This window comes from Peribacillus sp. FSL E2-0159, from assembly GCF_038643155.1.
In the GTDB taxonomy this organism is placed as follows: Bacteria; Bacillota; Bacilli; order Bacillales; family DSM-1321; genus Peribacillus; species Peribacillus simplex.
The window spans coordinates 1,883,607-1,907,182 of record NZ_CP152053.1 but is presented as its reverse complement, the minus strand read 5'-3'; the positions used below and the strand labels follow the sequence as shown (position 1 = coordinate 1,907,182).

General features: G+C 37.8%; 21 protein-coding genes, 3 pseudogenes and 1 riboswitch. Of the genes and pseudogenes, 10 read left to right on the top strand and 14 right to left on the bottom strand.

The window, feature by feature from the left end; translation table 11 throughout:
• Positions 1-8: 8 nt before the first annotated feature.
• Positions 9-700, bottom strand: a pseudogene (locus NYE63_RS09460) (transposase); the annotation flags it as partial.
• 221 nt (positions 701-921) lie between these two features.
• On the opposite strand from NYE63_RS09460, the gene NYE63_RS09455 reads away from it, so the two are divergent.
• Complete coding sequence (locus NYE63_RS09455) at positions 922-1,416, top strand: DinB family protein (protein ID WP_342604912.1); 495 nt, start codon at positions 922-924, stop codon at positions 1,414-1,416.
• Positions 1,417-2,230: 814 nt separating this feature from the next.
• On the opposite strand, the gene NYE63_RS09450 is transcribed toward NYE63_RS09455, so the two are convergent.
• Positions 2,231-2,671: an SRPBCC family protein gene (locus NYE63_RS09450; protein WP_053347531.1), complete on the bottom strand. Its 441-nt coding sequence runs from the start codon at positions 2,669-2,671 to the stop codon at positions 2,231-2,233.
• A gap of 347 nt (positions 2,672-3,018) precedes the next feature.
• Here NYE63_RS09450 and NYE63_RS09445 point away from each other — a divergent pair, with 347 nt between their 5' ends.
• From NYE63_RS09445 to NYE63_RS09435, 3 genes are all read left to right on the top strand, one after another.
• The gene (locus NYE63_RS09445) at positions 3,019-3,333 is read left to right on the top strand and encodes a hypothetical protein (protein WP_342604911.1); all 315 of its coding nucleotides are present in this window, start codon (positions 3,019-3,021) and stop codon (positions 3,331-3,333) included.
• Between the two features lie 395 nt (positions 3,334-3,728).
• The gene (locus NYE63_RS09440; protein WP_342602057.1) at positions 3,729-4,676 is read left to right on the top strand and encodes an IS110 family transposase; all 948 of its coding nucleotides are present in this window, start codon (positions 3,729-3,731) and stop codon (positions 4,674-4,676) included.
• A gap of 5 nt (positions 4,677-4,681) precedes the next feature.
• On the top strand, positions 4,682-4,960 hold the full coding sequence (locus tag NYE63_RS09435) for a hypothetical protein (RefSeq protein ID WP_255264142.1): 279 nt from the start codon (positions 4,682-4,684) through the stop codon (positions 4,958-4,960).
• Between the two features lie 422 nt (positions 4,961-5,382).
• Here NYE63_RS09435 and NYE63_RS09430 read toward each other — a convergent pair whose 3' ends face one another.
• The 3 genes and pseudogenes from NYE63_RS09430 to NYE63_RS09420 all read right to left on the bottom strand — a co-directional run bounded on the left by NYE63_RS09430 (position 5,383) and on the right by NYE63_RS09420 (position 7,261).
• Complete coding sequence (locus NYE63_RS09430; RefSeq protein ID WP_342604910.1) at positions 5,383-5,580, bottom strand: IDEAL domain-containing protein; 198 nt, start codon at positions 5,578-5,580, stop codon at positions 5,383-5,385.
• A gap of 474 nt (positions 5,581-6,054) precedes the next feature.
• Positions 6,055-6,721: pseudogene (locus NYE63_RS09425) on the bottom strand (IS110 family transposase); the annotation flags it as partial.
• A 156-nt stretch (positions 6,722-6,877) separates the two neighbouring features.
• Entirely contained in the window at positions 6,878-7,261 is a 384-nt protein-coding gene (locus tag NYE63_RS09420) for a YkvA family protein (RefSeq protein WP_342604909.1), read from the bottom strand.
• 352 nt (positions 7,262-7,613) lie between these two features.
• Positions 7,614-7,792, top strand: a riboswitch (Lysine riboswitch).
• A 135-nt stretch (positions 7,793-7,927) separates the two neighbouring features.
• Between NYE63_RS09420 and dapA the strand changes: the two genes are divergently transcribed.
• Positions 7,928-8,824, top strand: a complete 897-nt coding sequence (gene dapA / locus NYE63_RS09415) for a 4-hydroxy-tetrahydrodipicolinate synthase (protein WP_342604908.1) — start codon at positions 7,928-7,930, stop codon at positions 8,822-8,824.
• A 1,287-nt stretch (positions 8,825-10,111) separates the two neighbouring features.
• Complete coding sequence (locus NYE63_RS09410; protein ID WP_342604907.1) at positions 10,112-11,074, top strand: D-2-hydroxyacid dehydrogenase; 963 nt, start codon at positions 10,112-10,114, stop codon at positions 11,072-11,074.
• A 688-nt stretch (positions 11,075-11,762) separates the two neighbouring features.
• Here the strand turns inward: NYE63_RS09410 and NYE63_RS09405 are convergent.
• From NYE63_RS09405 to NYE63_RS09395, 3 genes are all read right to left on the bottom strand, one after another.
• Positions 11,763-11,894 (bottom strand): hypothetical protein, encoded by a 132-nt coding sequence (locus NYE63_RS09405; RefSeq protein ID WP_342604906.1) that lies wholly within the window; start codon positions 11,892-11,894, stop codon positions 11,763-11,765.
• A 415-nt stretch (positions 11,895-12,309) separates the two neighbouring features.
• Positions 12,310-12,498 carry a hypothetical protein gene (locus tag NYE63_RS09400; protein ID WP_342604905.1) on the bottom strand — a complete coding sequence of 63 codons (189 nt, stop codon included), beginning with the start codon at positions 12,496-12,498 and terminating at the stop codon, positions 12,310-12,312.
• Between the two features lie 744 nt (positions 12,499-13,242).
• Positions 13,243-13,503, bottom strand: coding sequence for an HU family DNA-binding protein (locus NYE63_RS09395; RefSeq protein ID WP_342605719.1), 261 nt, complete (start codon positions 13,501-13,503; stop codon positions 13,243-13,245).
• Positions 13,504-13,943: 440 nt separating this feature from the next.
• Between NYE63_RS09395 and NYE63_RS09390 the strand changes: the two genes are divergently transcribed.
• Both NYE63_RS09390 and NYE63_RS09385 read left to right on the top strand, forming a co-directional pair.
• Complete coding sequence (locus NYE63_RS09390; RefSeq protein ID WP_342604904.1) at positions 13,944-14,456, top strand: hypothetical protein; 513 nt, start codon at positions 13,944-13,946, stop codon at positions 14,454-14,456.
• A gap of 125 nt (positions 14,457-14,581) precedes the next feature.
• Complete coding sequence (locus NYE63_RS09385; protein WP_342604903.1) at positions 14,582-15,118, top strand: hypothetical protein; 537 nt, start codon at positions 14,582-14,584, stop codon at positions 15,116-15,118.
• 806 nt (positions 15,119-15,924) lie between these two features.
• Here the strand turns inward: NYE63_RS09385 and NYE63_RS09380 are convergent.
• Positions 15,925-16,173, bottom strand: coding sequence for a hypothetical protein (locus tag NYE63_RS09380; protein ID WP_342604902.1), 249 nt, complete (start codon positions 16,171-16,173; stop codon positions 15,925-15,927).
• A 290-nt stretch (positions 16,174-16,463) separates the two neighbouring features.
• Here NYE63_RS09380 and NYE63_RS09375 point away from each other — a divergent pair.
• A pseudogene (locus NYE63_RS09375) lies at positions 16,464-17,113 on the top strand (site-specific integrase); the annotation flags it as partial.
• A 106-nt stretch (positions 17,114-17,219) separates the two neighbouring features.
• On the opposite strand, the gene glnA reads toward NYE63_RS09375, so the two are convergent.
• The 4 genes from glnA to hflX all read right to left on the bottom strand — a co-directional run bounded on the left by glnA (position 17,220) and on the right by hflX (position 21,730).
• Positions 17,220-18,554: a type I glutamate--ammonia ligase gene (glnA, locus tag NYE63_RS09370; RefSeq protein WP_148356896.1), complete on the bottom strand. Its 1,335-nt coding sequence runs from the start codon at positions 18,552-18,554 to the stop codon at positions 17,220-17,222.
• A gap of 39 nt (positions 18,555-18,593) precedes the next feature.
• Positions 18,594-18,998: a MerR family transcriptional regulator gene (locus tag NYE63_RS09365; RefSeq protein ID WP_053345434.1), complete on the bottom strand. Its 405-nt coding sequence runs from the start codon at positions 18,996-18,998 to the stop codon at positions 18,594-18,596.
• 197 nt (positions 18,999-19,195) lie between these two features.
• The gene (locus NYE63_RS09360; RefSeq protein ID WP_342604901.1) at positions 19,196-20,464 is read right to left on the bottom strand and encodes a methionine gamma-lyase family protein; all 1,269 of its coding nucleotides are present in this window, start codon (positions 20,462-20,464) and stop codon (positions 19,196-19,198) included.
• Positions 20,465-20,476: 12 nt separating this feature from the next.
• Complete coding sequence (gene hflX, locus NYE63_RS09355) at positions 20,477-21,730, bottom strand: GTPase HflX (RefSeq protein WP_342604900.1); 1,254 nt, start codon at positions 21,728-21,730, stop codon at positions 20,477-20,479.
• A 168-nt stretch (positions 21,731-21,898) separates the two neighbouring features.
• Between hflX and NYE63_RS09350 the strand changes: the two genes are divergently transcribed.
• Entirely contained in the window at positions 21,899-22,507 is a 609-nt protein-coding gene (locus tag NYE63_RS09350) for a trimeric intracellular cation channel family protein (protein ID WP_342604899.1), read from the top strand.
• A gap of 37 nt (positions 22,508-22,544) precedes the next feature.
• Here NYE63_RS09350 and spoVK read toward each other — a convergent pair whose 3' ends face one another.
• The gene (spoVK, locus tag NYE63_RS09345) at positions 22,545-23,501 is read right to left on the bottom strand and encodes a stage V sporulation protein K (protein ID WP_342605718.1); all 957 of its coding nucleotides are present in this window, start codon (positions 23,499-23,501) and stop codon (positions 22,545-22,547) included.
• Between the last annotated feature and the right edge of the window lie 75 nt (positions 23,502-23,576).

The window sequence follows — 23,576 nt, the reverse complement described above, 5'->3', positions numbered from 1 at the left end:
GAATGAAAGATTGACACTTTGGCAGGTTTTCCTTCTGATTTTTTCTTATCATAGAATGCTTTAAGCTTTTTGTTCCTTGAGCTTTTATGCCGCATAGTACGGCAAGATACAGAGAATGACGTAGTCTGCTCGAACCTCTTTTTGTCATACGATTAATGGTTGCCGTAAACTCACCCGATGAATGAACACTTGGATCTACTCCAGCGAAGGCAACCATTTTTTTCGGATGATTAAACCGATCGATTTCACCAATTTCAGAGATAATCGTGGCTGCGATTTTTTCTCCTATACCGCGAATCGATTGGATGATCTTAAATTCTTCCATTTCATTTGCCAGGGCCACTATACAATCTTCCAAATCAGAAAGGTGTCCCTGGTAATGAAAAAGCAACTCAATATACATTCGAAGATTGATTACATGACTTTTATACACGTTTTTTTAAAAATGGATTTCGAGATGCGGAATCCATTTTTTTTGCTTTTTCCCATGCCCATTCACCCGATCGTCTAGAACAGAACTCTATAACACTCTCTGCTAGTCTACTTTCTCCGGCAGTTAATACCGCCTCTGAAGTAGGATATTCCTTTAACATCAATAAAGAAACCTTCGAATATAGATCCCCAAAAACCTTCCGGTATTCAGGAAACACTTCACTTGATCTAAAATGGTGTGAAACTGAAGTTTAGCCTCCATATACATATTCAGACAGTTGTTCTTTCTCAGTTAACACAACTTATGATAAACTAACATTATCAGAATTTTCCAAATAACGGAACGTTCATTGTTCCGTTAAAGGGCCAGTTTAATTGAACAATGAATTGGCATGACACCTTAATTAGTGAGCTATCTACAACACGCCGCAAATGAATTTTGACCAAAAGGATTATCTATTAAAGGGATTAAATTGGAGGGAATGGAAAATGGATGTAAAGACACTTTTATTACAGCAATGGGCAAGCTGCTTAGATGAAGAAGACTGGTTTCCACCACTTGAAAAAGTGCTAGAGGATATCACTTTTGAACAGGCAATTTGGAAACCAGCTGATGGGGCAATGAATTCCATTTGGGAATTAGTTTGTCATTTACTTTTCTATGAAAAGAGATTTCTGATGCGATTTCTTGGTGAAACAGCGAATGAACCACAGGCAGAAAATAATGAATCTACATTTCGATTACCAACTGAGACGTTAGAAAATTGGAAGGAAACAAAACAAGAATACTTTTATGTTCATCGTGAACTTGGAAAAATACTAGCAAAATCAGAACATGAAGATTTGTATAGACAGGTCCCAGGAGAAGATAATTCATTAGTGCTTGAACTGAAGAGTTTAGCAATGCACGACGCATATCATATTGGGCAAATTGTATTCCTTAGTAAAATGCAAGGAGCTTGGCCAGGGAAACGCAGCTTTTAATAAAGCTTCATTAGCTTTACAGTTATTCCATTATAGGGGGCTTTAATGGAATAAGAACGGGAACGTCCAAATCGGACGTTCCCATATTTTATACCTGAAAAACATCAATACTACTTAACAAAGCCTAACGATAAAAGAGCAACTTGCTACGAATCAAATGGATAATTCCATTTTCCTTATTCAACTAAACTGCCCCGATAGCTACATAAGAAAAAGCTGCCTTAAGACAGCTCCAATCTTCAGCTAACGCACCCGTTCGTATTATAAGGTCATCCAGAAAATATTTCTGGTTGACCATTTTTTATATCGATATATGATAACCGTAGCCGGGGTAGAACGTCCGCACCCGTGGGACTTGATCCCGTCAACTAAACAGTTCGCCCCCTACTTGTAGAAACATGATTGAGGCTGGTTGGGACTATGATCTCGTATAACAAGCGAACCTATGATACTACAAGAAGGAATTGGGGTACCGGTGATTTTATACTAGGAGGAGATAATTAATAAACCCCTTACATAATAATACCCTAAATATACCATAACCTACTTCAACTATCCTGCCCCTTTAGTTCCATAAGAAAAGAGCTGCCTTAAAGACAGCTCCGACCTTCAGCTAACGCACCCGTTAGTTCATTAAGAAAAGCGATTCTGGAATATTGAAAAAAAGAGGCCATCCTTTTTGGACAGCCCCCTTTCCGCTAATTATAAAATTTCTAGTAGAGCTCGATATCATTATATTGGTCACTTCAGAATGTTACCATCTATACTTCAGAGAAGGTATCTCCAAAATGAATTGGCTTTCAATCTTTGAAAACTATGAGAATACTGCAATTTTACGTGCGATAGATTCTGTTAAACGAGATGCTACTTTTGGAACAGCCCATTTAATAATTGGTGTTAACACCGCACCAGATAATCCGCCTGCATGGATTTCCACCGTACAAGTCATTATTGTTTTACCATTAACATCTTCTGCAGTAAAGTGACCGCTTCCTGTAAAATTATCTGATAAACCTTTTAGTTCAAACTTAATATTTGAAGGTTCATTCCATTCGGTAATATCTACCTGCGCTTGTATTGTTTTTTTAATACCTTTCACACTACCTTCAAATGTCCAAATAGATTGCTTGTCATTTATGATTTCATGTTCTTTATAGGCTGGTACTGTCGTTGCCCATTTTTCGAGATCACTGACATAATCCCAAACTGCTTGTACATCTACTGGAACTACTACAGTATGCGTTCCCGTTGCCATTATGATCCCCACCTTCACTATGTATGAATTGTAACTTTACATTTCTACAGAATAATTATTACATAAAAAGCATAAACTTACATCACTAATTATGTATAGCTTTCCTTCTTCCAATCCCCCAATTATTTGTAGAATCAAAATTTTCCAATCCTCCACAATCCGGCCCTTTAATGGAATAACAGGACTGACGTTTTTAATCGACTTTAATGTCACTTAACAGTATTCCTTATGGAACTATCCTGCCCCTTTAGTGTAGTAACTAAACTGTAAACGGATTGTTACGCTAATAGCATTGTTGGAGGAGACTTCAATATATATAATTAAGACTCGTTAAGGAGTGATGAAAGATGATAAGCGTAACAGTAGATAAGTTAAAATTCAAGAAGCAATTATCGGGGATTGAACAAATCACACTGAAAGATTTTCTGTATACCTGGGTAGGTAGCTCAAGCAAGGGATTTCATGATTTTTTTCACCTTGAGTACACAGTAGATGTATTTGCCAAAATGGAAAAAATGACGAATGACACCGATTTGTTGATTTCTGATGATGATTATTTCAGATACATAACATTGACGGAAGATAATCAAATTGTGATAGGTGTTTTAAATATGAATTCAGAATTAAAACATAGAATAATTTCACTAGATAAGATGAAATAATTCTTCGTTTTCTTTAACCCATAAGAAAAGAGGCAGCGTGGTACACTGCCTTTTTTTATTTGTTTACTATATGTCTTATGCGACGTTACTTAATTATCCTGCCCCTTTAGTTCCATAAGAAACTTCTATGGCGGCGATTCTCGCCGCCACCATCTACTACGAAAATCTAAACTCAAAATAGAGTCTAACCCTTTAACTCCTTGACGATAATGGATGATAACAATACAACCAGGCTGAACCTTTTTTGGTGGATCTTAAGGAAGATACCCTGTATAAGAAACTGGTTGTGACAGTATTGAAGAACCATTTAGTGTACTACAAGTACGTATACAAAAATTTTTGTAACAAATCTCCTGTCATATGTATTGTTAATCTTTTATTGAGGTGATTCTCCTATGGAAGCAATGATTGAACGGTGTGCTGGCCTAGATGTACACCAAGAAACAGTAGTAGCCTGTGTATTATTTGGTCCATTAGATAAAAAGCCAAATACCTCTATTGAAACTTTTTCAACTACAACAACAGGACTCTTGGCTTTAAGTGATTGGTTAACTACCCTTCGGGTATCCGATGTTGTGATGGAAAGTACTGGAGTCTACTGGAAACCAATATGGAATATACTCGAAGATTCTTTTCACCTTGTTCTTGCCAATGCCAGACATGTCAAAAATGTTCCAGGGCGTAAAACTGATGTGAAAGATGCCGAATGGCTTGCCAAGCTTCTAAGATGCGGACTTATTGAAAGCAATTTTGTTCCACCGGAGGATATTCGTGATTTACGAGATCTTACTCGTTATCGAAAAAAATTGATTCATCATCGCACCTCAGAGCAGAATCGCATTCACAAAATTCTTCAAGATGCTAATATCAAGCTAACATCCGTACTATCAGACATTTTTGGTGTATCGGGACGCCGTATCCTTGAAGCGATTCTAAACGGTGAAAAAATAGAGACCGATGGTCTTCGAAAAATGGTGGATTGGCGAACAAAAGCAAGTATTACTGACATTGCCAGTGCAATTAATGGTCGTATTCGCCGTCATCATCGTGATATGTTGCGTTACCATTGGGAGCATATGAGTTATTTAGAAAAAGCCATAGAAGAATTGGAAAAACAAATCGATCAACTCCTGTCCCCCTATCGTAAAGAAGTAGAATTATTGGATGGAATACCTGGTGTGAACAAAGCTGCCGCAGCTACTTTTATTGCAGAGATGGGCGTTGATATGTCCGTATTTAAGTCAGCTAAACACCTTGCCTCTTGGGCTGGTGTGAGTCCCGGAAATTACGAAAGTGCTGGTAAAAAAAAACGAGTAAAACCACACAAGGTAACAAAGCTTTAAAAACGATGGCTGTAGAGTGTGTACTAGCGACATCAAGGCAAAATAATCGAATTGCTTCACATCGAAAAAGGATTACCAAACGGCAGGGAAAAATGAAGGGACGAATCGCTTCTGCTCATTTACTATTAACGATTGCTTACAACATCTTAAAAACAGGGGAACCCTATCAAGAACTAGGCTCAAATTACCTTGAAGAAAAACAAATGAACAAAGAATTAAAAATGATCGAATACCTAAAAAAGAAAGGCTATACAATCGCTCCATCTGAACAACAAACTGCATAACCAGTTAAAATAACGACATAGTACATTTACGTCCTTCAAAAAAATTAGAATATGGTGGGCTTATTTTAGTATGGCCTTTCACGAATATGTTTTCATACAAAAAGAGTTGCCTTATAGACGGCTCTTTTCTTCAGCTAACGCACCCGTTAGTTGAACAAGTAAAAATCCACACTAGAGTCATTTAATGATTTCATAATGAACAAAGTTTTGTTACGAGAAAGGCAATAAAAAACATCTTTTTCAAATCGAACAGTGGTGTGTTCAGAAAAGGACCAGTTTTGGAACAAATAATAACTTATTTATAATATCGTGCTTAATCGATAAAAATCAAATAAACGCCAATCCCTTATAGATATGGGATTGGCGTTTTGGCGTACTTCTTAAAGTTACAAATATGTTAAGTTCATTTTATAAACAACATTTTAAGAAATGTTTTTCAATTCCTCTGTTAATCGTAGGAATTCTTCTTTGTTTTTATCCTGTAATGACTGGTCAATCTCTTTTCGGATTTGCTCTTTTCGGAAATTTAGAAGGGCTTTGTTTATCACCATTTCAGCAAATTCAGAATCCTTGACGTTTATTTCAGATTGTGGTGGTGTATTAGCCAAATTCTTTTCCATAGGAAACCAACTCCTTGACCTTTTTTCTATTATACCAAAAGTTTTCAAACTATTCAAATAATTATTCGAGTAGTTCCAATGAAATAATCCGTTTGCTCAATGAAAATGAGTCAGTGAAAAATATAAGTGAAAAAACAGGTGGAACAAGAATGACTATCTATAATATAAAGAAGAATATGAATTTGTGTAATTGTACAATTGTGTAGTTGTGTTAGAATTACAAAGTACAAATAAAGCCTACATCCTTAATCGTTATCAAGACCTAAATTAAAAAAAGATTTATTAATTAAAGGTCATAACATATAATATATAACTAATATGTTTTGACCTTTGTTATCCAACTAACCAGCTAATAGGATGTCAATATCTTTCTCTAAAATTTTCATTTCCCTTATGATATACTATTTTTGGCCATGCCAAATAACCCTCCAAAACCCTTTGGAAGGATTTTTCTCTGTTTCACAAAACCGTTAATTAGGCTAAATCTAGGAACGTTTCTTTTCTCTTTAATAGAGCGTAAATCCAATGAAGCAACTTATTCATGCAGGCAACGATTGACACTTTGGCAGGTTTTCCTTCTGATTTTTTCTTATCATAGAATGCTTTAAGCTTTTTGTTCCTTGAACTTCTTATGCCGCATAATACGGCAAGTTACAGAGAATGACGTAGTCTGCTCGAACCTCTTTTTGTTATACGATTAATGGTTGCCGTAAACTTTCCCGATGAATGAACACTTGGATCTACTCCAGCGAAGGCAACCAGTTTTTTCGGATGATTAAACCGATCGATTTCACCAATTTCAGAGATAATCGTGGCTGCGATTTTTTCTCCGATACCGGGAATCGATTGGATGATCTTATATTCTTCCAGTTCATTTGCCAGGGCCACTATACGATCTTCCAAATCAGAAAGGTGACCCTGGTAATGAAAAAGCAAACTCAATATACATACGAAGATTGATTACGTGACTTTCATACACGCTTTTTTAAATGGATTTCGAGATGCGGAATCCATTATTTTGCTTTTTCCCATGGCTAGGACAGAACTCCATTACACGCTCTGCTAGTCTACTTTCTCCGGCTTTTAATACCGCCTCTGAAGTAGGATATTCCTTTAACATTAATAAAGAAACCTTCGAATATCATATTTTATACCTGAAAAACAACAATACTACTTAACAAAGAATAACGATAAAAGAGCAACTTGCTACGAATCAAATGGATAACTAAACTGCCCCGATAGCTGCATAAGAAAAAGCTGCCTTAAAGACAGCTCCGATCTTCAGCTAACGCACCCGTTAATGGAGTATGCGATAAATATTAATAATAGCCCATATTATAATTAAGCCCCAAATTAATACTATCATTGAGCCGACTATCCAATTCTTCGGCTTACCGTTTTTCATCATTTCTTCTGCCTTAACTTCACAGTCGGTTAATACAGTCTTTGGTATCATCTTTAATGCAAGCATTATCCCTATTGGAACGAGAATTACATCGTCTAAGTAGCCAAGAATGGGTATAAAATCAGGTATTAGGTCAATCGGACTGAATGCATAAGCTACAACACAAGCCGTAAATACTTTTGCATACCAAGGTACCCTTTCATCTTTACAAGCAAAGTAAAGGATAAAAATCTGTCGTTTTAAATTTCTCGCCCAAGTCTTAATTTTCTTAAACATTTTATCTCCTAAAAATAGTTAAGATTTTATTTCCATTATAACAAAATAAGATTTACAAAGGATTGTTATAACAATATCCTGCCCCTTTAGTTCCATAAGAAAAAGCTGCCTTAAAGACAGCTCCGTTCTTCAGCTAACGCACCCGTTAGTTTAAGTACAATCCTTCACAATCTTGATTTACCCGCCCCACGTAAGCTCAATAAAAAGGGCCACCCACAAAGAGAAGAGCTTCTAGCCTTTTCCATCGATTATCCATGTATTTTTAATAAAACTTCAAAATTGGACTTGCATTAGAAAGGATTCCCTGTTATATTACAGTCAATTAAATATTTTCTTACTTCATACTTTTTGAAGTGAGGATAGAGGAGCAAAGACCATTAGTACACATTTTGAGGAGAATGAGATCCTATGACTATTGTGGAAAGGGGGATTTGCCGAAGCGGAAAGAATCTCATGTTCTTGAAGCTGGTTCTGCTATTGAAAAAATACAGGACTGTCATATAGGAAACTATATGGAGGGCTATCTTACGCGCGGAAACATTTTTTTGATAAATATTGTTTCTACTGCAGCAGCGAATCCTCGTTGTTGCTTTTTTGCGTTTATTCCTGAATGGCCCTAACCACCTCTGAATTTTTAAAAAAAATTATACAAAAGGGTGTGAAGTTATGAATTTTGGCCAAGTTTTAACCGCAATGGTTACCCCGTTTAATCATAATGATGAGGTTGATTTCAATGCTACGAGAACTCTAGTAAATTATTTAATTGCTAATGGTACTGATGGATTAGTAATAGCTGGTACAACTGGGGAGTCTCCTACATTAACTGCAGAAGAGAAAGTGGATTTATTCAAAATGGTTGTAGAAGTTGTTGATGGAAGAGTTCCAGTCATAGCTGGAACTGGCTCAAATAACACGAAGGCTTCCATCAGCTTAACAAAACAAGCAGAGGCAGCAGGAGTCGACGGAATCATGCTCGTTACCCCATACTATAACAAGCCGTCTCAAGAAGGATTATTTCAGCACTTTAGTGCTATTGCCCATTCAACATCATTACCGGTAATGCTATATAATATCCCCGGACGAAGTGTTGTGAACATGTCAGTAGAGACGATTGTCAACCTCTCAAAAATCAACAATATTGTGGCAATAAAAGAAGCAAGTGGTGACTTAGATGCCATGGCACAAATCATCAGCAAAACAACTAACGATTTTACATTGTACAGCGGCGATGATGGGTTAACATTACCGGTTTTAGCCATCGGTGGAACAGGCATTGTTTCAGTAGCTTCACACATAATTGGTAATGAAATGCAAGAAATGATCAATAGCTTTAAAAATGGCGATGTCCAAGGTGCTGCCAATGCACACCGTAACCTTCTTCCAATTATGAAAGCTTTATTTGCTGCACCAAACCCAACACCGGTAAAATCAGCATTAAATATGCGAGGGATAAATGTTGGAGGTGTCCGCTTACCATTGGTCCCTTTAAACCAAGAAGAAAAAAGAGCACTACAAATAGCTCTAAACCCTAGTAACGTAGAAGCAATTTTGTTAAAAAAATAAACTAATGATTCATTTAGCGAGTCTTTAATACAGATTTTCTAATTAATAATCATATAAACTGGAGAAATTTTAAAAAGCAGTGCAACTCCGAAAGAAGTGCACTGCTTTCTAATCGATGCACGACTCTGGAAATAAAGCTAGTAGAAATAGCTAGAGATAATAAAGTTAAAGATATTATTGCGTCAACTGAACCAACATTAATTATATAGCCTGACCTTTAATTCACCGCGTTTTCCTTTAACTTATCGATTTCTTTTTGTCCTTCATCTCCCCCTCCACATTGAATAGGGCTCTTGTTTAGTTGTAAATCCACTTTTTCTTATAAAACAATTATAGACAAGCACTTATAATAAAAGCCTTTTTGTCAACAAGAACGCGGTTACTGCGCTAATGGTTAATATAAAGAGAAACAAATTAGATGAGATCTAAAAACTTTTATTTTCAATAATTTATATCCACTTTTTTACTTATCATTTAATTACTTTGTATTATAAATAGCCCTTTCTCTATTATTGAACTATACCCCGGATAACGGACACACGAAAGGAAGAAATGAATTAGTTCAAAGCCTCCTCGCGGATTCATGTGAGATATGCGGTTCTCAAACAAAGTAGAATTGCACTATATTTGAGCACTTAAAGATTTAGAATGAAAAGAGCAAAAAGAAAAACCAAGATGGTATAGATAATGGCGGCGCGGCAACGGAAACACTTGTACCGAACATGTCATAATCAAATCCATTCAGGGAAATTAACGCAATCAGTCACGGATTGAAGATACTGGAGAGCCGTGTGAAGGGAAAATTTCAAGTATGGTTGGGGTGGGCTATTGAAAAAGTGCTCATAAAGCAACTCGTCAAGCCCACCCTACTCAACGCTAAGCATTTTGCTAGGTCGATTACCCATTTTAAAAAACGTTAAGGAAATTTTTAAGGGCCTTAAAGAATTTACTGATACAACTTTTTCAGAATTAAATTGGTACCCCCTAGTAAATTAATATGTTCCTAACCTAAAGGGGATTATGGTGCCAAAGATCCTCATTAAATTCCCTGAACTTTTTGGATATTCCATCGCTTTTGTCAAATGTATAATATTTTTAAATACTAATGGCATTGATAATCATATTTAAGGGACTGGCTTTGTAAATAGGTTTCTACTAAAAGTAACAGGCTGGTTAGTTTAAGTATGAATTGGACTTTTGTGGTAAGTTATTAAAGTAAGATTAAAAGTTAATGTCTTTGGTAGAAGAATTTATACTATATTTAAAAAATCAATAAGGAGAGAGTCAATGGGTGGTACACACAAACCAAACATTCTTGTATTTAGTCCTATTCAGACAGAGGTTGAAGCTTATGCTGATTGTATTCGCAATAACGGGATTATATCGGTGAAGGCAGCGAAAACTTTTGAAGAAGCAGAAAAATATTTACCAGGTACTGAAGTTATTTTGGGATGGAATTTCCCTACACAATTACTATGTAAACCAATGGCCTCATCTGTTCGCTGGTTTCAGTCAATGGGAGCCGGAGTCAATGATTTGATTGCAGACAAATCGATACCTAAAAACATTACATTAACTCGAATTATTGACCAATTTGGTGCTTACATCTCTGAATATGTATTTTCGTTTCTCTTGGACATAGTGAAAGACGGCCCTCGGATGAAACAATCGCAATTGGAGCGGAGGTGGGATCCTTTCATTTCTGAAACCCTAAAGGGGAAAACAATCGGGGTGGCTGGACTTGGATCGATTGGCGCTGAACTAGTACGTAAAGCTCGAGCATTTGATATGAATGTGTATGGATTAAGCTTTAGTGGAAAACAAGCAACACTCGTGGATCTCCACTTTACTCCAGATCAATGGGGTGAATTTGTAAAAGATCTAGATTATTTGGTCCTAACCCTTCCTTTAACGGATTCCACTTATCATATCATTAACCAGGACCTTCTTTTAGCGATGAAATCCAACGCTTACCTTATCAACGTTGGCCGTGGAGCATTGATAGATGAAGTGGATTTAATATCTGTCATGCGAGCAGGACATCTTCAGGGAGCAGCCCTCGATGTATTTGAGACAGAACCGTTGCCAAAAGAACATGTCTTCTGGTCAATGCCGAATGTGTTTGTCACTTCTCATCTATCAGGACCAAGTACGATTAACGAAGTGAGCAACTTTTTTATTGAAAATTTAAGGAGATTTTTAAGCGAACAACCATTAAATGGATTGGTAGATCGGAACCGAGGGTATTAAACCATATAATAATTGTTGTTATTTGCTTTCAATGAGATATTTATAGAGACAGCCGCATTTTTCAACAGAGGAATGCGGCTTTCAAACTAAAAGTAAATAATAAATAGTTTTAGTTTTACTAAAAGCACTTTCTATAGTCTGTAGACAAATTAAGATATAGGTGGTTGCAATTTTTATATTCTAACGAGGTTTATGGTAAAATATCCAAACATAGATCATCACTTCTGATAGCGTTTTTAGGCTATCCATAAAAGAAAGCCCTGAATTTTTGTAAAGGTCCAAGATAATTATATTGAATGTTAAAACAATGCTTTCTTACACAACAGTCATTTAGGTTTAATTTTCTTATTTATTCTTATAGATGGAGCATTGAATCTACTTGAGGTCCTCCAAGCATTCTAAGACCACTTAAATAAAAAAATGAATCAGGAAATTAAGCAGGATTTCCTGATCCATTATTTCTTAAGTTAGGAATTATCTTTTTTTATTAAGTTCTGTTTGCATTTTATGTTGTCCGTTTTAATTCATTTGTTAATCGGATAAATTCTACCTTATTACGGTTTTTCAATGAGTCATCGATTTGTTTTTCAATTTGGGCTTTCCTGTAATCGGCAAGGGCTCTTTTTAGTTATATGAGAAGAAATTTATAGTGGAATCAAAAAAAATCAGCCCCTACTGTACCTTCCCATTATTCTTTCTTATCATTATTCTCTTGGTTATTCTTTTCTGTAATTCGTCTTTGATTGGCTTTCGTCTCAGCATTCACATGGTTTGCATCATTTGGTTTATTTTTTTTAGAACCTCTTGCATCATTACTCATACTTACTCACCTCCCGCGGCAGCTTATATACGTATGTTAGCTTACTCTTGCCTCCAAATTTTATACGCCTCAACTGGATGTAGTACATCGCTAACTAGTATAAAGACATCCCGTATAGACCGCGGACAACATTATTTCAATCACACAAAAAGAGCAAACCCGTTTAGAGTCCGCTCTTGTAATGATTTAAAAATATCCCCATCAAAACTTATATCCCTTCGATGTTCAAATTCAATTGCACCCATTCACTACGTGAAAACCGAAATAGGTCCTTATAAATGAATTCAGAAGTAGTAGCGTTACAATTACTCGCTTAATCGCAGGATTTCATCACCCTTGAACCTCAGTGCAAAAGATCCTTAATAAAAGGTTAGTTGTGAAATATCCTTTCTGTGCCTAATTTTTTGACCGCTTATCAAAAGTAATCCTCAAAGTTCAATAAAATGGCCTTCATGGCTTGGCTAGAGTTTCCCTTTTCTTTAATCCCTTTCAGAAAGTCTATGAACAAAAGCACCAGTAAATCCCCGACCGTCAACTCTTCATCCAAAGGCCGCAAACGGTTCAACCATTTCGCTGATTTCCTGCTTGATTCGTACCACTTCAAAAATTGGGGTTAATCCCCTTTTCTAAAATCCTTTTCATTTTATTTTTTTATTTGTTGGCCTTTTGGTTTTTTCTCTGGTGGGTTTTTCTTTCCTATTTTCATTTGCCTTGCGAAGCGAATTAGTTCCCAATAGGGGGATTACTTTTCCCCTTTGACATGTAGAACGAAAGACACGCATAGGCAATCGGTCAAGGGAGTAAGCACAAAAAGTTTATGATGTTGCGATAGCGCCCCTAATCAAAAAGTTTTTTGTCCCTTGATCGATGGACTGGCCGTCTTAGCTTCCTGCCGGAAAGGTTCGGGTGTCCTACCGACTGGGAGGTTAGCCGGCCTGAGCTGTTTTACGATTCGGAAGGCAGAGGGGAAACATAATAAAAAAAATGCAGCCGCCCGGCTGCTATCCTTATGACCTTTTATTCTTTTAATCTCTTAACTTACGGCCTTCGGCTCGTTCGGTATGGCGGTGATAGCCGTAAATGGATTAGGAACCTACGGAATGTAGGCGAACATGAGCCTTACAATTCATCGTTATAGAATCATTTAATGCCGAAGCGACACGTACAGAATGTAAAAAAGGTGTTCTTTACTTTTTGTACAGACTGTAGTGCAAGCCGCACGAAGTAGATTCACAATGCTCTAACGCTTGTGTAATCTTAGGCGAAAGTAAAAACCTACCTTTTCATTAAGAAAAAACACTCTGGAGAATGACTCACCCCAAAGTGTTTATATTAAATTACTATACAATTATTTAACTACCTCTTTTAATTCCTTACCTGGTTTAAAGGCAGGAACTTTGGAAGCTGCAATTTGTATTTCTTCTCCTGTTTGTGGGTTTCTACCCGTTCGATCTGCTCGGTCTCGCACTTCAAATGTGCCAAATCCAACTAGTTGGATCTTTTCCTCTTTAGCGAGCGAATTTGAGATCGTTTCAAACAATGCATCGACTGCTTTTTTCGCGTCTCCCTTTGTTAAATCAATATGTCGTTGAAATGTGTGTCTGCAGATAGAAAAATAATAATTTTGACCACGATGATATGGGCGAAATATAAAATAACCTGCAAGGCACAAGTACTAATTAATTTCGACCAACTAATTTTATACCTATAACCGTTATGAAATCATTGTCCTCAAAGGGTTGCTCTGTTTTGTGCAAGAGCATTGGAGAAATAAACAAAGTTACCACCTCAAGATAATTGTCACTTATAAAACAATATTCTCTGAGGGAGATAATGTAAAATCAAATGGAAAATTGTTGATAAATCCATTTTTTCATACATAAAGCCAGTTATCTTTAGTATCAAAAATCAAAATAGGGAGAGTGCTCATTCATTTTTTAAAAATATTCATATAATAGGAATCAGGGATAATTGTCCAAAAGAATGCGACCTTGAAAAGTAACTTAAAGTATAGCAAAAAAAGGAGTAATATTTTTATGTCTTATCACGATGATTGTTGTAAAAAGAAAAAACGCTGCGATTATGACCATCATGATGATTGTTGTAAGAAGAAGAAACGCTGCGATTATGACCATCACGATGATTGTTGTAAAAAGAAAAAACGCTGCGATTATGACCATCACGATGATTGTTGTAAGAAGAAGAAACGCTGCGATTATGACCATCACGATGATTGTTGTAAGAAGGAAAAACGCTGCGATTATGACCATCACGATGGTTGTTGTAAGAAGAAGAAACGCTGCGATTATGACCATCACGATGTTTGTTGTAAGAAGAAACGCTGCGATTATGACCATCACGATGATTGTTGTAAGAAGGAAAAACGCTGTGATTATGACCATCACGATGTTTGTTGTAAGAAGAAGAAACGCTGCGATTATGACCATCACGATGATTGTTGTAAGAAGGAAAAACGCTGCGATTATGACCATCACGATGATTGTTGTAAGAAGAAGAAACGCTGCGATTATGACCATCACGATGTTTGTAAGTGTAAATTAGAAAATATTCAATTCCAACTTCAACAACAGCAACAAAAACAAGAGCAACTTCAGGCTCAATTCCAAGCTCAACTTCAGGCCACTCAAAATGATACCGATACTATTTCAAACGTAGGTAATCCAGTTGTGAATGTAAGTGTATCCAATGATACTTCATCTAATGGCGGCTCTATTCCACAAACTAATTCAGCTTTTAGTGCAGCCACCCAAGGTTCATCCGTTCTTCAACCACTAGCTGGAACACTTCCTTTAGCTAAGGTATTTTTTCCAAATGTACTACTTGACTTAGAAAATGAATATGACCCCTCTACTTCTACCTTCACCGCAAAAAATTCAGGTGTATATCTTTTTTTTACATCTCTTAATTTTTTCTCTGATCCTATCGGGGTTCCTTATCAGGTTCGAGTTCAAATTCAAGTTAATGGTTCATCAGTCGGTACTGATGATGAATTTACTAGAGTCCATTCTGGTGATTTCACTCCAGTTATATCACTTAGTGCCAAAGTGAATTTAAATGCCGGAGATACCGTAGAAGTTTTTGCTTCAAGTACAACTCCGGGTGTCCTTTTGCCAGGGAAAGCAACTCGCTTTGAAGGAGCTAGATTCCCGTCTCCTACAGCATTAATAAAAAAAGGCATAAATATGAGTAATGTTACAGACTAACCTGGAAAAGTTGGTTATAGCAGTGAGTGCGGTAGAGGTACCTACATTCACTCCAATTATATATCCCTTTTAAATAAGATATGTTAAAATAAAAAAACCATAATTTAGGTAAGCCGCTATGGCTGTACACAAAATTAGTGGGTTTTATCTTTAAAACTCATAAAATTAAGTAATTAGGATTATTTTAAAAAATAGGAAAATTCCTAACAATAAGAGGAAAAAGACATGACAACAATTACAGTTAATAAAAAAAACATATTGGAGTAGGTTCACTTTCTTTCGCCCTTTGTTTAATCGGAATATTGTTTAATTTTCGATTTGGTGATAAATTTTGCATTGGAGATATTATTTTAAATAATATTGGGTTAAGCGCTTGGTCAAATGGTGATTCAGGTATTCATTATACAGTGTTCTATTCAATTATATTTTTCATCCCCTCCTTTATTATCGGTAATATTCACCATGATAATAAAGGCGCAAAAGCAGGGAAAATTATATCAGGTTTCCTATCGGTTCTTATAGTACAAGTACTCATAACAACTATTATCAATTTTGTGTAGGATAACATAAAATGAGATAGTTAGTTCATTCCAATTTAATAAGATGAATGAGTTTACCATTTTTTATTAAACTACATTAAACGTAAAAAAATAGATTCAAAAAAACAAGCCACTCTCAATGAGAAGGGCTTTTTTTAATAATCTATATATATATTAATAATCAAGAGTAAATGTTTAGTATTGATTGATGCACTGCTTTATCTATTGGAGGGAAAATAATGAAAAAAGAGAATGAAAATGTCCTTACTAATAATGGATTTTTTCGGATAATTCTCTTGTGGCGGTTCTCTTTTTCGACCACACGTCTATTTGGAGTAGGCAATCATAGGCCAACCATGTATTATCCGCATAATCTTTAGGAATAGGGACATCTAATGGATCAATGATGATAAAAGGCGCCTTAACTTCTCCCGTTTCAGGAAACTCGTAAAATTTGATTCTTCCATAAGCTTTTTCCTTAATGGTGAGATTCGCCATTAGCGCATGATAAATCATTCCTAGGACATCCATTACAACCCTTCCCTTATCAGGGGTGCCAATGTCCTTACCAGCAAAGAGACATTGGCATATATGAGATTATGGACAACAGTCTGCCAAAATTGACTGGCTGACATGTTCGGGTTCTCAATGGGTACTGAGTGAACCTGAGTGGATACGGTTATATTTCCTCCTATCTAAATCAGTGGATGCTGTATTTCTTTTCCTATACAAGGGTTTTTCTGTATTTTCCCAATTGTAAGGGCTTTACTTATAGCATTGGACATCGTGACTATCAAAGGGAAACCAAAAGAAAACGAATTAAGTATTTGGAAAGCCACCAAATCCCCCTCTTCCTACAAACCGCACATCAATATGGCTACAATTATTGGTTATTTTTCCGTCTGCTTATCGAAACAGGAATGCGTAAAGGCGAAGCTGCTGCATTGCAATGGACCGATATTGATCTAAAAGAACAAACCATTTCTATACAAAAACTCTAGATTTTACAGCTAAATCCAAACAAGAACTGTTCGGTGATACAAAAACATTTAACTCCAAGCGGATTATTTCCATTAGCCAGACACTCACTCAAGTACTCCAACATCACTTACGGCATCAAAACCAACATAAGCTAGCCTTGAATGATTTATATCACCATGATCTAAACCTAGTTCTTTGTAGGGATGATGGTAGCTTCATGCCAAAGTCTACCTTATTTAACGCATTCAGTCGTATCTTAAAAAGGGCTAACTTACCTTCCCTTCCCATCCATTCCCTCCGTCACACACATGCAGTGCTTCAGCTTGAAGCTGGAGCCGATATGAAATATGTTCAGGAAAGATTAGGTCATGGCAGCCTTGCTATTACTGCTGATGTTTAGGCCCATATAAGCAAAAAACTCGAAAAGAAAAATATGGACAAGTTTGAGGAATACACTAAGGGAATAATTGATTAAATTTTTTCGGGCATTTTTCGGGCAGTTAATAACTTCCTTAGATTTTATGAAAGAATGCCCGAAATAAAAAAACCCCTGACACCAGAGGTGCCAAGGGTTTGAGATATTAATACATTGACATATATTGTTCGCGTTCCCATGGGTGAACTTGAGTACGGAACATATCCCACTCGATTTCTTTTGCTTCGATGAAGTGTTCAAGTAAATGTTCACCTAATGCTTCTTTGATTACTTCATCAGATTTTAATGTTTCCAATGCAGCATATAAAGTAGCTGGTAGATCAACGATACCTACTTCTTCACGTTCTTCTTTATTCATAACATAGATGTTGCGGTCAACTGGAGCTGGAGGAGTCAAGTCGTTCTTGATACCGTCAAGACCAGCTTTCAGTAGAACTGCGAGTGCCAAGTATGGGTTTGCTGCTGGATCGACACTACGTACCTCTACGCGAGTACTTACTCCGCGTGAAGCTGGGATACGGATTAATGGGCTACGGTTTTTAGCGGACCATGCAACATAACAAGGAGCTTCGTAACCAGGAACTAGACGTTTGTATGAGTTAACAGTTGGATTTGTTACCGCAGTGAAGCTTGGAGCATGCTTAATGATACCTGCGATAAATTGCTCAGCTGTTTTACTTAATTCCAATTTACCTTCTGTATCATAAAATGCGTTTTCGTTTCCTTTGAATAGAGAAACGTTACAGTGCATACCAGATCCGTTAACACCGAACAATGGTTTTGGCATGAATGTTGCGTGTAAACCATGTTTACGGGCAATTGTTTTAACAACCAATTTAAATGTTTGGATGTTATCACAAGCTGAGATAGCATCTGCATATTTAAAGTCAATTTCATGTTGTCCTGGAGCTACTTCATGGTGGGATGCTTCGATTTCAAATCCCATTTCTTCAAGTTCAAGAACGATATCACGACGGCAGTTTTCTCCTAGGTCAGTAGGTGCAAGGTCAAAGTATCCGCCCTTATCGTTCAATTCTAGAGTCGGCTCGCCTGCTGCATCCAATTTGAATAGGAAGAATTCAGGTTCAGGTCCAAGATTGAAATCTGTGAAGCCCATTTCTCTTGCTTCTGCAAGAACACGTTTAAGGTTAGCACGAGGATCCCCATCAAAAGGTGTTCCATCCGTATTGTAAATATCACAGATTAAACGTGCGACTTTACCTTTTTCGGAAGTCCAAGGGAAGATAACCCATGTATTTAAATCAGGATATAGGTACATATCAGACTCTTCGATACGAACGAAGCCTTCAATGGAAGATCCGTCAAACATCATTTTATTATCAAGTGCTTTTTCTAATTGACTGACTGGGATTTCAACGTTTTTAATTGTCCCTAAAATGTCAGTAAACTGTAAACGAATGTACTTAACATTTTCTTCTTTCGCTAAACGAGTGATGTCTTCACGTGTGAACTTTGCCAATTTCTATTCCCCCTAATAATCATTCATAAATCATATTTTTTATTGGAAAAAACGAGACATATCCCCTTGTCTAAGAGATGTTCGATGCTTGCTTCCTTGTAAAAGCTCGGCACGCAGAAGCTTGCGAAGCTCCTCGTCACTAAGGTCCTGTCTTATTTTTTCCGCTTGTTCTAAATCTTGAGTTTTAGGTAAATTCTGTTCCTTTACAGTGAAAATCTTTTTTATGCCGGCCAGATTGACTCCTTGTTCGATTAAATCTTTAATCTCAAGCAGTCGATCGATATCGTTTAAAGAGAAAACCCGACGATTTCCATCTGTTCTCATAGGAGTAATAAGTTGATGCTCTTCGTAATACCGAATTTGGCGTGCAGACAACTCAGTTAGCTGCATGACGATTCCGATGGAAAAAAGAGGCATCGAACGCCGAATGTTGTTGCCGCTCATTCTTAGCATCCTCCTTTTGTTTAACTAAAATAATCATATAACATGTTATTAAACTTGTCAATATGATGTTACATTTTATGACGTGTTTTTTTCAGAAAAATTAAATGATTTGTTACTACCCAAATATTATGACTATTGTTTTTTTACAGGAATCCAATTGTATCTGGATTCCCATTACTTACCTAACTTAATTTCATTTACAATTGAATCAGCTTTTTGTCCATTAGCGCATTCACAGCAGTCAATACAGCAATTTTAACATGGGCATATGTCAATCCGCCTTGAACGTAGGCAACATAGGGAGCCCTTGTCGGACCATCTGCCGTCAGCTCAATGCTGGCCCCCTGTATAAAGGTGCCCGCAGCCATGATTACATCGTCCTCATATCCTGGCATATAGGCAGGATATGGTGTCACATGTGAATTGATTGGTGATGCATATTGGATGGCCTGACAGAAGGCAACCATTTTATCCCGGTCATCAAATTGGACGGATTGAATCAAGTCAGTTCGCTTCGCATCCCATTTAGGAGATGTATTCATACCGAGTTTTTCTAAAAAGGCAGCTGTGAACATGGCTCCTTTAACAGCTTGGCCCACGACATGCGGTGCAAGGAAGAATCCTTGGTACATTTCCTGCAGACTATAAAGCGACGCACCTGCTTCCGCCCCTATTCCTGGTGATGTTAATCGATAAGAGCATGCTTCAACCAGGTCCTTTCTACCAACAATGTATCCACCGGTTTTCACTATTCCGCCACCGGGGTTTTTAATGAGTGAACCTGCAATTAAATCCGCTCCGACATGACATGGTTCTTGTGTCTCAACGAACTCTCCATAACAGTTGTCCACGAACACGACGATTTCAGGGTTAATGTCTTTTACAAAAGAAATCATTTCGCTTATTTCATCAATAGTAAAGGAAGGTCGTGTAGCATAGCCTTTTGACCGTTGTATACCGATCATCTTCGTATTTGGTTGAATGGCTTGTTTGACGGCTTCGAAATCAACGGTTCCGGTTTCCGCTAATGGAACGGCCTTATAGCTTATTTGGAAATCACGCAAAGATCCAATACCCGAACCCCGGATACCGACAATTTCTTCCAAAGTGTCATACGGCTTTCCAGTTATGTATAACAATTCATCCCCCGGGCGCAATATGCCGAACAGAGCAGTTGAGATGGCGTGTGTGCCTGAAATAATTTGGGGGCGCACCAATCCAGCCTCCGCTCCAAAAACATCTGCATATATCAATTCCAGCGTATCGCGGCCCATATCATCGTATCCATACCCTGTAGTCGGGATGAAATGGGAATCACTCACTCTATGTGCTTGGTAACTTTGTAATACACGAAATTGATTTTCTTCAATTCGTTCGTCCACTTGCTTATGTAACGGAGAAATCATTGCTTCCACTTCCTGGGCAATGTTTTTCAACACTTCTCCATTTGTTAACTGCTGATACATCAAAATTCCCCTTTATAATGAATATTTCTCCAGCTGCCCGGTTATTGGATGATCAGCTAGACAAAAACCTTTGCATTCATATCTTTCCGATTCTTCATTAAAGGAGAGAGTGCGCAATATGGTTTCATTTTTCAGCTGTGATAATAGTTTACCCTCACTCGATGGCAGGAAAACATGATACGGGACCATTTCTTCAATCACGTACTTTTCAATTTCTTCCATGATTAGATTCAGGTCTGATTGTTCATAGGCACTGATCATTAATGAAGCACGACTGGCTGACCTGACAAAATCAGCGTGAATCTTATCTTTCTTATTATACAACGTTAGCTGTGGAATGGAAGGGACATCTAAGTCATTTAGTAAATCCTGCACCGTTTTCTGATGATTAAAGTAATCTGTACTTGAGGAATCAACCACATGAAGCAATAAATCCGCTTCTTTCACTTCTTCCAGGGTTGAACGGAATGCAGCAATTAAAGATGTCGGCAAATCTTGAATGAATCCAACCGTATCTGTCAGCAGCACGGTAAAGCCGCTAGGAAGAATCGCCTTTCGTGTCATGGGATCCAGCGTAGCGAATAACTGGTTCTCTTCGTATGAATCCGCCTCCGTCAAACGGTTGAACAGCGTTGATTTACCTGCATTCGTGTATCCCACAAGGGCTATTTGAAATGCCTTATTACGTTTCCTTCTTTCACGATAGCGTTCACGATGCTTCACTATGCCACTTAATTGTTGCTTGATTTCATCTATTTTCCCACGAATGTGGCGGCGGTCGCTTTCCAGCTTCGTCTCCCCTGGTCCCCTGGTGCCGATTCCGCCTCCAAGCCTGGACATTGCCGTACCCTGTCCGACCAAACGCGGCAATAAATATTGGAGCTGAGCAAGTTCAACCTGCAGCTTCCCTTCTCTGGATCGCGCCCGCTGAGCGAATATATCCAATATTAGCTGTGTCCGGTCAATGATCCTTGCCTCCAATTGTTTTGAAAGGTTCCGAATCTGGCTCGGAGATAGTTCATCATTAAAGATAAATAAATCCGGCTCCAGCTCCTCTTCCAGATTCCGAAGTTCCTCCACTTTTCCTTTTCCTATATATGTAGCCGGATCGACGCTTTCCCTTTTCTGGCTAATTGTCATTAAAACCTCACCATTCGCCGTCTTCGCCAATGAAGCCAGCTCATCGAGTGAATATTCAAAACGTTCATTGGTCTCAGTTGTTTGACACCCAATCAACACGGCCGTTTCCTTTATTGCTTCTTCCAAATCAAATGCACCACCTTCTGGTAGATTTCAGTTAATCATAACAAAAAAATTGAATATATAAAAATTTCCTCAAAACGAAGCTTTTAACCGTTTTAAAAATTCCGATAACATGCTAAAATCAAATTTGGCTTTACCATCAAAATCGAAAAGACATAGAGGGACATTCATATGACATGGGAAGTATTAAGCTTAATAGGTACGATTGCATTCGCTATTAGCGGGACCATCATCGCCATGGAAGAAGAGTATGATATTTTAGGAGTTTATATTTTAGGGATCATAACCGCCTTTGGCGGAGGGGCAATCCGTAATCTGTTGATCGGTGTCCCCGTTTCAGCGTTATGGGATCAAAGTTTCTACTTTGTCATCGCTTTAGTATCCATCACCATCGTTTTCGTTTTTCCTACAAACCTTTCAAAGCACTGGGACAGATGGGGAAATCTCAGTGATGCCATTGGCCTTTCAGCCTTTGCCATCCAAGGGGCTATGTATGCCGTGGAGCTTAATCATCCAATAAGCGCCGTCATTGTATCAGCTGCATTAACTGGATGCGGCGGCGGGATAATCCGTGATGTGCTGGCCGGAAGAAAGCCATTGGTCTTCAGAAAAGAAATCTACGTAGTATGGGCCATCATTGCAGGCTTGGCTTTAGGCAGTGGTGTATTATCCCAGTCATGGCAGCTTTATTCGCTCTTTGCCGTCATCACGATATTGCGAGTCCTTTCTTACACCAATAATTGGCATCTTCCTAATAAAAAATGGGTGCCTAAAACATAAATTTGAAAAGCCCGCCATCTTGGCGGGCTTTTCCATGTCATTCTTTCTCATCATCCTCGAAAATCAAATCTTGGCTGGTAAGCGTCAGTAAATCGGATTTTTCAAACGAATCCTCCAGTAAAAGCCGCATTGCCTGCGCCCTAATTGACTTTTCAAGTACATTTCGTATATAGCGTCCGTTAGAAAATGAAATAGGTCCCCCGAATGAACGTAATACGATTAAATGTTCTTTTAATTTCCTTTCGGCATCCCGATTCATTAGATACTCCTTTTCCTGTAGCATCCGATCGGCTATTTCCATTAACTGTTCAATCGTATAATCCGGAAAATCAATAACAAGCGGGAATCTGGAATGAAGGCCAGGATTTAGGCTAAGGAAATAATCCATTTCTCTCGAATATCCAGCAAGGATCAAAATGAATTCGTGCTGCCGATCCTCCATATGCTTGACAAGGGTATCTATGGCTTCTTTTCCAAAATCCTTTTCGCCGCCTCTTCCCAAGGAATAGGCTTCATCAATAAATAAGATCCCTCCGATGGCCTTTTTAATTAAATCCCTTGTTTTTTGGGCAGTATGACCAATGTATTCCCCGACCAGATCTGCCCTCTCCGCTTCAATTAAATGCCCTTTAGTAAGTACATTCATTTTTTGAAACAACTTACCGATTAAACGTGCAACCGTTGTTTTCCCTGTTCCGGGATTTCCTTTAAACATCATATGCAGCGCTTGCCTGCCAGTCTTCAGCCCCTTTACCTCACGTTGTTTATTGATGTAAATCCACGCATATATCTCTTTTATCATTCGTTTCATTTCTTCCATTCCGACCAGCGATTTCAGTTCATCTTCAATCTCTTTCAATGCCACATGCTGGTGGGGGATTTCCTGCACCAAAATTTCTTTTATCGGCAGATCCTTTTGTAGCGCTTTTCTGTTTTCCGCATTAAACACAATATTGATTTGCCCGTTATTTTTCATACGGATCGGTTGTTCCAATGCATTCACCTCTCCATCTTGGACCCTAACTCTAACATCAATTTTCGATTTATGATGGTCATAGGCATATGCTGC

Coding starts and splice junctions, on each gene's coding strand:
- NYE63_RS09455 (WP_342604912.1), top strand. CDS start 922: ATGGATGTAAAGACACTTTTATTACAGCAATGGGCAAGCTGCTTAGAT.
- NYE63_RS09450 (WP_053347531.1), bottom strand. CDS start 2,671: ATGGCAACGGGAACGCATACTGTAGTAGTTCCAGTAGATGTACAAGCA.
- NYE63_RS09445 (WP_342604911.1), top strand. CDS start 3,019: ATGATAAGCGTAACAGTAGATAAGTTAAAATTCAAGAAGCAATTATCG.
- NYE63_RS09440 (WP_342602057.1), top strand. CDS start 3,729: ATGGAAGCAATGATTGAACGGTGTGCTGGCCTAGATGTACACCAAGAA.
- NYE63_RS09435 (WP_255264142.1), top strand. CDS start 4,682: ATGGCTGTAGAGTGTGTACTAGCGACATCAAGGCAAAATAATCGAATT.
- NYE63_RS09430 (WP_342604910.1), bottom strand. CDS start 5,580: ATGGAAAAGAATTTGGCTAATACACCACCACAATCTGAAATAAACGTC.
- NYE63_RS09420 (WP_342604909.1), bottom strand. CDS start 7,261: ATGTTTAAGAAAATTAAGACTTGGGCGAGAAATTTAAAACGACAGATT.
- dapA (WP_342604908.1), top strand. CDS start 7,928: ATGAATTTTGGCCAAGTTTTAACCGCAATGGTTACCCCGTTTAATCAT.
- NYE63_RS09410 (WP_342604907.1), top strand. CDS start 10,112: ATGGGTGGTACACACAAACCAAACATTCTTGTATTTAGTCCTATTCAG.
- NYE63_RS09405 (WP_342604906.1), bottom strand. CDS start 11,894: ATGAGTAATGATGCAAGAGGTTCTAAAAAAAATAAACCAAATGATGCA.
- NYE63_RS09390 (WP_342604904.1), top strand. CDS start 13,944: ATGATTGTTGTAAAAAGAAAAAACGCTGCGATTATGACCATCATGATG.
- NYE63_RS09380 (WP_342604902.1), bottom strand. CDS start 16,173: ATGATTTATCATGCGCTAATGGCGAATCTCACCATTAAGGAAAAAGCT.
- NYE63_RS09365 (WP_053345434.1), bottom strand. CDS start 18,998: ATGAGCGGCAACAACATTCGGCGTTCGATGCCTCTTTTTTCCATCGGA.
- NYE63_RS09360 (WP_342604901.1), bottom strand. CDS start 20,464: ATGTATCAGCAGTTAACAAATGGAGAAGTGTTGAAAAACATTGCCCAG.
- NYE63_RS09350 (WP_342604899.1), top strand. CDS start 21,899: ATGACATGGGAAGTATTAAGCTTAATAGGTACGATTGCATTCGCTATT.